This is a genomic window from Gracilibacillus salinarum, assembly GCF_022919575.1.
Lineage (GTDB): Bacteria > Bacillota > Bacilli > Bacillales > Amphibacillaceae > Gracilibacillus > Gracilibacillus salinarum.
The window spans coordinates 1413663-1425383 of record NZ_CP095071.1 but is presented as its reverse complement, the minus strand read 5'-3'; the positions used below and the strand labels follow the sequence as shown (position 1 = coordinate 1425383).

General features: G+C 40.5%; 12 protein-coding genes and 1 riboswitch. Of the genes, 10 read left to right on the top strand and 2 right to left on the bottom strand.

Annotated features, from left to right (window positions below; all coding sequences use genetic code 11):
- Nucleotides 1-73: 73 nt before the first annotated feature.
- The 4 genes from MUN87_RS06925 to paiA all read left to right on the top strand — a co-directional run bounded on the left by MUN87_RS06925 (nt 74) and on the right by paiA (nt 4284).
- Nucleotides 74-820 (top strand): ABC transporter ATP-binding protein, encoded by a 747-nt coding sequence (locus MUN87_RS06925; protein ID WP_244746980.1) that lies wholly within the window; start codon nt 74-76, stop codon nt 818-820.
- Nucleotides 813-2024 (top strand): ABC transporter permease, encoded by a 1212-nt coding sequence (locus MUN87_RS06920; RefSeq protein WP_244746979.1) that lies wholly within the window; start codon nt 813-815, stop codon nt 2022-2024. Before MUN87_RS06925 ends, MUN87_RS06920 begins: the two co-directional genes overlap by 8 nt.
- Nucleotides 2025-3286: 1262 nt before the next feature.
- Complete coding sequence (locus MUN87_RS06915) at nt 3287-3739, top strand: MarR family winged helix-turn-helix transcriptional regulator (protein ID WP_244746978.1); 453 nt, start codon at nt 3287-3289, stop codon at nt 3737-3739.
- 26 nt (nt 3740-3765) lie between these two features.
- Nucleotides 3766-4284, top strand: coding sequence for a spermidine/spermine N(1)-acetyltransferase (gene paiA, locus MUN87_RS06910; protein WP_244746977.1), 519 nt, complete (start codon nt 3766-3768; stop codon nt 4282-4284).
- 89 nt (nt 4285-4373) lie between these two features.
- On the opposite strand, the gene MUN87_RS06905 is transcribed toward paiA, so the two are convergent.
- Together MUN87_RS06905 and MUN87_RS06900 are read right to left on the bottom strand one after the other, a co-directional pair.
- Complete coding sequence (locus MUN87_RS06905) at nt 4374-5546, bottom strand: amidohydrolase (RefSeq protein WP_244746976.1); 1173 nt, start codon at nt 5544-5546, stop codon at nt 4374-4376.
- 244 nt (nt 5547-5790) lie between these two features.
- Nucleotides 5791-6270 carry a ferritin-like domain-containing protein gene (locus MUN87_RS06900; RefSeq protein ID WP_244746975.1) on the bottom strand — a complete coding sequence of 160 codons (480 nt, stop codon included), beginning with the start codon at nt 6268-6270 and terminating at the stop codon, nt 5791-5793.
- Nucleotides 6271-6411: 141 nt separating this feature from the next.
- Nucleotides 6412-6509: riboswitch (TPP riboswitch) on the top strand.
- A 756-nt stretch (nt 6510-7265) separates the two neighbouring features.
- Here MUN87_RS06900 and MUN87_RS06895 point away from each other — a divergent pair.
- From MUN87_RS06895 to MUN87_RS06870, 6 genes are all read left to right on the top strand, one after another.
- Entirely contained in the window at nt 7266-7883 is a 618-nt protein-coding gene (locus MUN87_RS06895; RefSeq protein ID WP_244746974.1) for a thiamine phosphate synthase, read from the top strand.
- On the top strand, nt 7873-8991 hold the full coding sequence (gene thiO / locus MUN87_RS06890; protein WP_244746973.1) for a glycine oxidase ThiO: 1119 nt from the start codon (nt 7873-7875) through the stop codon (nt 8989-8991). The genes MUN87_RS06895 and thiO overlap by 11 nt, the downstream gene beginning before the upstream one ends.
- The gene (thiS, locus tag MUN87_RS06885; protein ID WP_244746972.1) at nt 8988-9191 is read left to right on the top strand and encodes a sulfur carrier protein ThiS; all 204 of its coding nucleotides are present in this window, start codon (nt 8988-8990) and stop codon (nt 9189-9191) included. The genes thiO and thiS overlap by 4 nt, the downstream gene beginning before the upstream one ends.
- A 3-nt stretch (nt 9192-9194) precedes the next feature.
- Nucleotides 9195-9965, top strand: coding sequence for a thiazole synthase (locus tag MUN87_RS06880; RefSeq protein WP_244746971.1), 771 nt, complete (start codon nt 9195-9197; stop codon nt 9963-9965).
- Nucleotides 9958-10977, top strand: a complete 1020-nt coding sequence (locus MUN87_RS06875) for a MoeB/ThiF family adenylyltransferase (protein ID WP_244746970.1) — start codon at nt 9958-9960, stop codon at nt 10975-10977. Before MUN87_RS06880 ends, MUN87_RS06875 begins: the two co-directional genes overlap by 8 nt.
- A 320-nt stretch (nt 10978-11297) precedes the next feature.
- Complete coding sequence (locus MUN87_RS06870) at nt 11298-11720, top strand: disulfide oxidoreductase (RefSeq protein WP_244746969.1); 423 nt, start codon at nt 11298-11300, stop codon at nt 11718-11720.
- Nucleotide 11721 lies beyond the last annotated feature (1 nt).

The window sequence follows — 11721 nt, the reverse complement described above, 5'->3', positions numbered from 1 at the left end:
TTTGGTGACTTTTTGAACATCTACTATAATGAGGTAAAATAGTAATAGTGACTAAGAGAAGGGACGTTGGTGAATGGAGCCATTACTACATATAAACAATTTAGAAGGTGGATATACGCATAAAAATGTCCTTCATGGCATTTCATTTGATGTGAAGCCAAACGAAATCGTCGGACTAATTGGTCTTAACGGAGCTGGTAAAAGTACGACAATTAAACACATAATAGGTTTAATGCAAGCAAAAAAAGGGACCGTCTCGATCAATGGTAAAACATTTCAGGAAGCACCTGAACAATATCGTCAGCACTTTTCCTATATTCCGGAAATGCCTGTTCTGTACGATGAATTAACGTTAGAAGAGCATCTTCGACTGACAGCTATGGCATACCAGCTACCGGAAGATGTCTATCAGGCGAGAGTTCAGCCACTGTTAAAAGAGTTTCGCTTAGAAAAAAAATTAAAATTATTTCCGATCCACTTCTCAAAAGGGATGCGACAGAAGGTTATGATTATGTGTGCTTTTCTGGTAGAACCGGATTTATATATTGTTGACGAGCCATTTGTAGGTTTAGATCCACTTGGAATCCAATCCTATTTACAGCTTATGAACGAAATGAAGGACAGCGGGGCAGGGGTATTAATGTCTACCCATATTTTAGCGACGGCCGAAAGGTATTGTGATCGCTTCGTTATCCTTCATGACGGTGAGATTCGGGCAAAAGGTACACTGGCAGAATTACGGAAAGCTTTTCAACAGCCTGAAGCCACATTAGACGACTTGTATGTACAATTAACGAAGGAAGCCGATCAGCATGCTTGACGGAAAGAAATTATTTGTTGACCGACTCACTGCCCATATCAAAGAATTAAGTCGATATTTACGCTATATTTTAACAGGTCATATTGTAATTGCCATGGTGTTTATTATTTCTGCCATGTCTGTTTATTATCAAAAATTTTTAGAAAATATACCTGATCAGTTTCCGTCTGGTTTGGTGATTGCGCTAGTGTTAGGGTTGGCAACATTTCATAGTCCGATTCAGACGATGTTAAAGAAAGCAGATATGGTATTTTTGCTTCCCGCTGAACATGTGCTGACCGGCTATTTCACGCGGACATTAGTGTACAGCTTTGTCACACAGCTGTATGTGCTTATTTTGACTGCTGCGGCTCTTGCGCCATTGTATAGCACAGCCTTCGCGGGAGGGGTACCATACGGTTTTATCTTGCTTGTACTCTTGATTATAAAAGTGTGGAGTCTGACAGCCAATTGGTGGATGCTCAGGGTCAGAGACGGTGGCACGCGCAGGATGGATAAAATCGTCCGATATGCGTTAATAGTCTCTGTAATTTATTTCTTTTTGTTGCAGGAAATGCTGTTTCTTGCGATTGTGACGGCATTATTAATTGGCTTGTTTGTAACCAATTTTCAATTTGCCCAGAAACAAAAAGCATTAAATTGGGACTTGTTAATAGAAAATGATTATTTGCGAATGCGTTCCTTTTACCGTTTAGCTAACATGTTCACAGATGTACCGCATATGGAAACGCAGGTCAAGAAACGTCATTGGCTGGCAAGAATGCTGACTAGTGCAGTTCCTTTTCAGCAACAAAAGGCATATACGTACTTATATCGTTTGACAACAGTCCGAAGTGGAGAATATTTCGGTATCTATCTTCGCTTATTGGTCATTGGAGGACTGCTGATCTATTTCGTACCTAATCAATGGTTGAAGCTGATTTTTGCAATTCTCTTCATTTACATGGTTTTCCTGCAGTTATTGCCGTTGTGGAAGCATCATGTAACGATCGTCTGGTTAGACCTTTATCCAATTGGCCAAGAGCTCAGAAAACAGTCATTTGTAAAATGGCTCCAACAGCTTATTATGGTACTGGCTTTGATATTTACCGTGTTACTGCTACTGATCGGTAACTGGTTGATGGCAATTTTGATGGTAGTGGCAAGTATGCTGTTTGTCCAAATGTTCATCCCTTCTTATTTGGATAAAAAAATGGCACAGTAATGGATTGATGGATTAGTTAAATCAAAGGTAAAAACAATTCTAGAAGGATTGTTTTTACCTTTTTTTCAGTCAAGAAAGTATAAAAGTGCAGTCACAGCAGTAATCATATAGAGTTTGAAGTTGAGTTCCTATAATATGGATTATGTCAACTAACAGCTTAGTGGTCATTTTGAAAAATTATGTGTGGTATGATACCGCTCCGTCCAACCACTCCGCGTCCTGCGGGGCACGGCTGGAGCTAACTTTGTGAAGAAGAACGCTTCACAAAGTGGATCTCCAGCACCTGCACAATCCCGCGGGAGTCTCCGTGGTTGGCCTCCGCTGATGTATAGCTCCACAATTTATGCGACAGCTAGGATATGAAGCACTATCTGCAAGATTTACACCATAATTGATGAAATGCATTGCTAAGCACCACTGCTTCTAGCTGTTCCAATCGTTGTAGTACTTCCCATAAGCGTAGGAAATAGGCGGAGACTCCCGTGGAATCAGCGCGAGCTGAAGATCCATTTATGAAAGAAAAGAATTTTCTTTCATAAATTAGCTGAAGCCTTGCCCACAGGACGCGGAGCCTATTTCCGGAGCTTTGCTAAGCAGATGAAAACTATCATAATTAACTCCATGTAAGAAAGTTTCAGTTTACATAATCCATATTATAGGAAGTTGTTTATTGATTAAGTCAATTAGGACCGGATGGTTTGTGCCCGTTTTTCTTAAAAGTCAAGAAAGTATAAATTTTGGGCTATATGATGTTCAGTCATCATCGATTCGCAAAGCTCACCGTGATTCCTTTATCTCAGTTGATTCGCTCCACTCGCTACGTCTCTAAACGGGCGCTTGCGCCTTTGTTAATATAGTTGAAAAATAGTAGTGATATAGAAGAACGATGTAGTGAAAAGTTTAAATGTACCAGTATAAGAAAGACTGCGGCAATCGTTAATAGAAGGGGCGAGTAATTACTCTCATTAGCAAGATAAGAAAAAAAGTAGAAAGCGGTGCAACGAGATTTGTATCGGTAAGGAAGAAAGAAGACAAATGATGGTGTTCACGGCTGGTTTTGTCTCCTTAAATAGTCTCTACCATAAGGCTGGCCGGCACATAGGCTCCCACAAGATGTCTCAGCACATGTCATCAAATAATGTCTTAATCCTGTAAATACTAGTCATATGGATGTATGTCTATGTTGTAAATGCAACATAAATGCTGTAAGATAAAAGAGTGTTTTGTTGTATTTGCAATAAAAATAGGATGAGGAGTTTATCATGAAGGAGATTCTACGTGAAATTGGAATGATTGCAAGGGCTTTAGATTCTATAAGTAATATAGAATTTAAAGAGCATGATCTTACTAAAGGACAGTATCTATATATCGTGCGAATCTGTGAAAATCCAGGTATTATCCAGGAAAAACTAGCTGAAATGATAAAGGTAGACCGTACAACAGCAGCTCGTGCTATAAAAAAGTTGGAAAGCAATGGCTTTATCGTTAAGCAAGAGGATAAACATAACAAAAAAATAAAGAAACTGATACCAACAGAGAAGGGCGAAGCTGTTTATCCTTTTATTAAGAGAGAAAATGATTACTCCAATTCCGTTGCATTAGAAGGTTTTTCTCAAAGTGAAGAAGAAACTGTTTTTAAGCTTCTTCAAAGAGTAAGACAGAATATTGAGAAAGATTGGGAATTGGTGAAAAAGGGAAACAAGAGAGACTATTGATTCATGTAAAGGAGCTTCATATTGAAATGAATGTAAAAATAACAAAGTGTACCCAAAAGGATTTACCGTTACTTCAAGAAATAAGTATTGAAACTTTCCAACAAACATTTAAAGATCAGAATTCACCAGAAAATATGAAAGCTTATATCGAAAGCGCATTTGATTCTAATCAATTGGAAACAGAATTGGCTAATGCTTCTACAGCATTCTTTTTTGTTTATATTAACCAGGAAGTCGCTGGATATTTGAAAATAAACACTGATGAAGCACAGTCAGAAAAAATGGGGAAAGATTCACTTGAAATAGAAAGAATTTATATTCAAGATCCTTTTCAAAAACATGGAGTGGGCAGATCGCTGTTAAATAAAGCAGTAACTATTGCCAAAGAACGTAATAAATCTTTCGTATGGCTAGGTGTATGGGAAAAAAATGAAAATGCTATCTCTTTTTATAAGAGAATGGGCTTTATTCATACCAGTGAGCACGCATTTTATATGGGTGACGAAAAGCAAACGGACTTGATAATGACAAAAACAATTAAGTGATTTTTATATATGGAACGAATACTAGTGGTTTATGCAAACAAAACCGAACAGAATATACAATTACATTCTGTTCGGTTTTGATGTTCATTCTATTGCGATTTATTACTATGCAAAACAGCTGAAATTAGCGTCTTCGCGGCGATTTTCATTGCCCGTTCGTCGAAATCAAATAAGGGGTGGTGGTGTGGGACAAAGCCGTTTTCGATCTGTGCACCGGTGAAAAAGAACGCACCGGGTTTATTTTCTAAGTAATAGGCGAAATCTTCCCCTGTCATACTTGGCTGAATCATTTCCGCTGTTGTAACATCTGGTATGTCTTTAGCAAGCGCAATAATCATTTCGGCGTGCTCTGGATGATTGACAACAGGCGGGTAGCCATAAGCGTAGTCGAAGTGATAATCGACATCATAACCAAAACAGGTACCTTTGATGATCTTTTCCATTTCTTCAACGATATATTGCTGTACGTCAGGCTTAAATGTACGAACCGTTCCTTCAATCGTTGCGGTGGAGGGAATGACATTATATGCATTACCTGCATGAAACGAACCGATCGATAGCACAGCTGTTTCAAGAGGGTCGATTCGTCTTGATAGAATTTGTTGCAGGTTCGTAACGAGCTGAGAGCCGACAACAATCGGGTCTTTTGTCTGGTGGGGAATGGCGCCGTGGCCTCCAACACCTTGAATTTCTACTTTAAACCGGTCGGCTGCTGCCATAAAGTTATCGGGTGAAGTTTGGACAATGCCGTATGGTGTACTCGTCCAAAGGTGGGTTCCGTAAATTACATCTACATCATCCAAAGCCCCGGCATCAATCATCGGTTTTGCACCGCCTGGAGCAAGTTCTTCAGCATGCTGATGAATAAAGACGACCTTGCCTTTGAGCCGATGCTGGTATTTCTTTAATATTTTAGCCACTGCCAATAATGTCGCGGTATGCCCGTCATGACCACAGGCATGCATGACACCGTCTGTTTTTGATTTATAACTGGTTTCTTTTTCATCTTGGATTGGGAGCGCATCGAAATCTGCACGCAATGCGACCGTCAAGCCAGCCTCTGCACCTTGTAACGTGGCAACAATACCATTTCCTCCAACATTTTTTTGAAAAGGTATATCGAGTATGTTGTATTGTTCCTGGATAAAGGCCGCTGTTTTCTCTTCTTGAAATGAAAGTTCAGGATATTGGTGCAAGTATCTTCTCATTTCGATCATCTCGTCATATAATTGATCCACTTCAGCAAATAAAATATCCCTCATTACGTTCACCCCGCATTACATTTCTTTTCATTATATCATAGATAGCTAGACTTGACTGATAAGCCGTTTCGTGTCATAAGAAAAAGCGGGCAAAATCCGCCCGGTCCTATTTAAATTTTTTATAGGAACTCAACTTGATGTTTAATATGATTAATTCTGTGACTGTACTTTTTCTTTCATGGCTAATAAAATAAAAAACAGCTTCCACGATGGAAAGCTGTTTATCTATATAAAATAGGGGGGGTTATTTAAAAAAGCTAGTATCTGCCAAAAGTCGTTGTGTTTCTTCTTTATGTTTTGTCTCATCGGCAATCATATCGTCCAATTGGATAGAGAGCTCCGTTAAGCCAAGCTCTTCTGCTTGTTGTTTTCTTGTTTCATAACGTTCGATCGTTTCTTTCTCTGCCTTAAAGGTAGCTTCCAGCATGTCTTCTACTTTCGTATGCTGTTCTACTTTAGCAGGAGTAGTAGTCGGAGTACCACCTAGAGTTTTAATTTTGTTTGATAAATATAAAGCATGTCCCATTTCATCATTTATTTCATCTTCAAAGAATGGTTTAAGCAGTGAACGATATAAACCGGATACGACAGATGCGTGATACGTATACATGATCGTAGCTGCATATTCGTTCGCTAAGTCGACATTTAAGCCTTCAATTAGCTTTTCTAGCTTATCCTGATCTTTTGATCTTAGTTCTGATCTTATTTCTTGTATTTTTGCCATTAATTAAAACATCCTTTCTGCTGATTATCTTCTTAGTATAAATCTTCCCTCGGAGAATCATAATTAAACATCGAATTAAATAAAATGGTTGGATATTTTTAACCGATGTGTTATTATTACCCTGTAAATTAATCTCATATCGAAGAGCACTGGGGGAGCCAATTGGCTGAGACGAATCATTCGGACCCTTTGAACCTGATCTGGTTAACACTAGCGGAGGGAAGTGGTAGAGAAGCAGTTAATTGTTATCAATGCTTAGTACACATACCACTCGTCCATGCTGGATGAGTGGTTTTTTGCGTTATACGGAGGAAATAGACGAAGCGAATGTTTTTCTAATGTGTGATGTCAGGTCAGTTGGGATGATTGGCTATTAGCAGTTGCTGATACATCTGCTTTCATAGAAGTTTGATATCGGAATAGTTGAGATGAGTGAACTTCAAGCGAAAGGAGATGCATGAGATCGTCCAACGCATGAAGATGAGTGAACTTCAGGCGAAAGGAGATGCATGAGATCGTCCAACGCATGAAGATGAGTGAACTTCAAGCGAAAGGAGATGCATGAGATCGTCCAACGCATGAAGATGAGTGAACTTCAGGCGAAAGGAGATGCATGAGACTGTCCAACGCATGAAGATGAGTGAACTTCAGGCGAAAGGAGATGCATGAGATCGTCCAACGCATGAAGATGAGTGAACTTCAAGCGAAAGGTGGTGTATGAGATTGTCCAACGCATGAAGATGAGTGAACTTCAAGCGAAAGGAGATGCATGAGATCGTCCAACGCATGAAGATGAGTGAACTTCAAGCGAAAGGAGATGCATGAGATTGTCCAACGCATGAAGATGAGTGAACTTCAAGCGAAAGGTGGTGTATGAGACTGTCCAACGCATGAAGATGAGTGAACTTTAGGCGAAAGACTGTATATGAGATCGTCAACACATGAAAAGCTTCAGGCCTTCCTTTTAAATGAAAACTTATTAAGGAGCAGATTACATGACAACGCTTCATTTAGTCACAAATGGAAAAATAGCAGAAAAAGAATTAACCAAGATTGGCAGAATTGCTGAGAATATCGATTTTTTACATGTGCGAGAGAAACAATTACAGGCAAAAGATCTTTGTGTGCTGATTGAGAAAATAATCGCAGCAGGCTTACCAGCTAAAAAAATTATTATTAATGATCGAGCAGACCTTGCCAATATCTATCATTGCAAAGGAGTGCAACTAGCCTATCACAGCGCTCCTGTCCGGGAAGTGGTGCAAGCTTTTCCGGATTTGCAGGTTGGTAAATCTGTTCATTCCTTACCGGAAGCTGTCGAAGCTAAGCGAGACGGGGCTGATTTTATCTTGTTTGGTCACGTCTATCAAACACAGTCAAAACCAGGATTAGCTCCCAAAGGTTTATCGACATTAGAAACGATCGTATGCGATGTCTCGGTGCCGGTTATTGCCATCGGTGGAATAGATGTAACCAATCTAAAAGCAGTTCTTGCTGCAGGAGCAAAGGGGATCGCAGTTATGTCCACAATTTGGGACGCTGCAGAACCAGTTCAAGTCTCACAACAATTGCGAACAGTGCTTGATAACTGGAAGGAGGAACATGTTGAATAGAATAGTGGATGAAATTGTCGTAGGTGGCGGCGTTATTGGTGCTTCGATTGCTTATGAATTGAAAAAGAGGGGACATAGCGTATTATTGCTTGAAGCGAGTTCGATTGGGTCAGGAGCATCCAGTGCAGCTGCTGGAATGTTGGGTGTACAAATGGAATGGCAACAGTCTTCTCCCCTTTTTTCATTTGCGAAGGAGAGTTGTGCACTTTATCCGAGTCTGGCAGAGGAGCTGTACGAGCTAACCGGCATAAATGTACAGTATCTGAAACAAGGAGCAATGAAACTGATCGAACAGGAAGAACAAGTCGGAGAATTACAGAAATGTGCTGTGTTTCAAGAAGAGCAAGGAATGCGAGCAGAAGTACGTAGACCTGATCAATTCTTGGAAAAACATGTGGCAAAGGATTTTGCGGCGGCCTTGTATTGTCCGGATGAGGGGCAAGTATCTGCACCTCATGTAACGAAGGCCTTTGCAAAGGCAGCAGAACGATCTGGTGTAGACATCATTGAACATACCCCTGTTATCGATGTTTTAAAGGAAAACGGAAAGGCTGTTGGTGTTGTAACGAAACGAGGAGAACGTTTCTATGCGAAGAATGTTTTGGTAACGAGCGGTTTTCAAACGGCAGATTTGATTCCGAATCTGCCGAGATTGACACCAGTCAAAGGAGAATGCCTTTCTGTAAAAACAGATGAAGCCCTTTTTCAAACAACCTTATTTACAGAGGGATGTTACCTTGTGCCGAAACAAGGTAACCGAGTAATAATTGGTGCAACGACTAAACCGAATGAAACGAGCAGTGAGGTTGAAGCGGCCAGCGTGTTGGGATTGCTAACAAAGGCTGCAAGGATCGTACCGGAAATTAATCGAGCATCCTTGGAGAACGTCTGGTCAGGAGTTCGTCCTTTAACGAGAGACGGTTATCCATACCTAGGTGAAGTGCCAGAAGTACCTCATCTTTACATCGCTGCAGGTCACTATCGGAATGGCATATTGTTAGCACCTCGAACGGCAACGTATATGGCAGATGTACTGGAAAATAAGGTGGCCAGCAGAAGCTACCGGGATACCTTTAAGCAAAATAGAGTGAAGGGTGTGAGAGTTTGAAACTTGTCATTAATGGGGAAGCGATGCAGGTCAATGATAAGGTGACAACCGTAGAACAATTAATACGATCGTTGCAGTTAGAAAAGAAGTCACTAATAGTTGAACATAACCAAGCTATTTTGAAGAAAGAACATCACGCAAATACACTGGTCTCAGAAGGAGATCGTTTAGAAATTGTTCATTTTGTAGGAGGAGGCTAATTCATGTTAACAATCGGTAACTACCAGTTTTCATCACGCTTATTTCTAGGAACAGGAAAATATCCAAACTATACGATACAAAAGCAGGCAGTGGATCAGTCAGAAACAGAGGTACTGACATTTTCAGTTAGACGAATGAATATTTTTGATGCGGAACAGCCCAATTTTTTGGAGGAACTTGATTTGCAACGCTATCGCTTTTTGCCGAATACAGCAGGCGCAAAAAATGCAGAAGAAGCAGTCCGTATTGCAAAGCTAGCAGATGCTTCTGGATTGTGTGATATGGTGAAGGTAGAAGTAATCGGCTGTGACAAAACATTATTACCTGATCCTGTAGAAACATTGAAGGCAACAGAAATACTGCTGGAGGAGGGGTTTACCGTCCTGCCATATACGTCAGATGATGTGGTGCTCGCACGCAAATTGGAGGAACTGGGAGCACATGCGATTATGCCGGGAGCATCTCCGATTGGTTCAGGTCAAGGAATTATTAATCCATTACATTTACAATTTATTATCGAACAGGCAAAAGTTCCAGTTATCGTTGATGCGGGAATAGGATCGCCGAAGGATGCTGCCTTTGCGATGGAGCTTGGTGCGGATGGTGTGCTGTTGAATACGGCCGTTGCAGGTGCGCGTGACCCGGTTAAAATGGCAGAAGCGATGAAATTAGCCATCAAGGCTGGAAGGTTAGGTTATCAGGCCGGACGGATTGACAAGAAAGAATATGCAGTTGCAAGCAGTCCACTAGAAGGGGTAAGCGAACGTGGATAACCGCTACCATCGTCAGATGCTGTTTGAGCCAATAGGAGAATCGGGGCAAGAACAATTAGCAGCCAGTCATGTCGGGATTGTAGGAGCTGGTGCATTAGGCTCGAGTAATGCAGAGATGTTATCCAGGGCGGGAGTAGGTACAATTACATTAATCGACCGTGATTATGTAGAGCTGAGCAATTTGCAACGGCAGCACCTTTTTACCGAACAAGATGCAGAAAATCGAATTCCAAAAGCAATCGCGGCAAAAGAGAAGCTAAAACACATTAATAGCGAGACGAAGGTGCATGCTCTTGTAGAAGATCTAGGTGCCGAAGAATTGGAAAAGCTAATATCCGATTTCGATGTCGTTATTGATGCAACCGATAATTTTGAAACAAGGTTTATCATTAATGATTGCTGTCAAAAATATCAAAAGCCTTGGATCTATGGTGGCTGTGTCGGGAGTTACGGCTTAACATTCACCGTGATGCCAGAGACTTCGCCATGCTTACATTGTTTAATGGAACATATCCCGGCAGATGGTGCCACCTGTGACACGGTCGGTATAATCAGTCCTGCTGTCCACATGGTAGTAGCACATCAAGTAGCGGAAGTATTAAAACTATTAACAGGCAATCTGAAAGTACTATCGAAGAAATTAGTCGCGTTTGATATGTGGAGTAACCAGCGCTCTGAGATAAATGTAGAGAACCTGAAAAAAGAAGATTGTCCTTCATGCGGGAATCAGCAATACCCCTATTTATCTTATGATGCTCAATTAAAGCCTGCAGTTCTTTGTGGCAGAAATACGGTGCAAATCAGACCTGCCGCAGGTAAACAATTTAATTTAGCACAAATCAAACGTAATCTTGAAATGAACGAAGCACTAGAACCTGAAGCAAACCCATATTTATTGTCATTCAAGGTGCAGTCATGGAGAATCGTTCTTTTTCAAGACGGCCGCACGTTCATTCATGGAACAAAAGATATCCAGGAGGCCAAGAAACTCTACTTTCGATATATTGGTTGATGTCAAGCAACATGAGACAAGTGCTCATGTTGCTTTTTGTTATAAATAAGGATGAGTTGCTTTCGCCGGGGAAGCTCGCTTCGAAGCAATACGAAGACACAGGCACGGACTAAGTGGTGCCCCGCAGGAAATGTTTGACCGAAACGGAATCCTAGCAGACGATATAACACAAGACAGCTATCTATACATAATGTAATTAAAACCAAACGGATTTAGTCCAATTTTCATGTTTTGAAGAGTGGATTTTAAATGTCAAGAAACATTCATTTGTTTTTCCTGTATCAGTATGTATAATTAATGTGAAAGGAGAATGTAATGACATGGACAAGAAAAAAGAAACGTTACTATTTATTATTTGGGCGCAGACTCTCATTGCGACAATGGGAAGTTTGTTTTACTCAGAAATCATGAAATACATACCTTGTGAATTATGCTGGTTTCAGCGAATTCTCATGTACCCGCTTGTAATTATTTATGGGTACGCCGTCTATAAAAAAGATATCCGATATGCCTTCCCTGGAATGATTATGAGCGGCATCGGTCTGCTCGTCTCCGCGTATCATTACTTGATACAGCGTGTACCAAGTTTACATTCAACAGGTGAAGCGTGTGGTGTGATCCCGTGTAACACGATCTATGTAAATTATTTAGGATTTATTTCCATCCCTTTCCTAGCTTTTATAGCTTTTCTTGTCATCTTTAGTATACACTTATATTTAATCGTACAAAAAAGGAGAGCCTAAT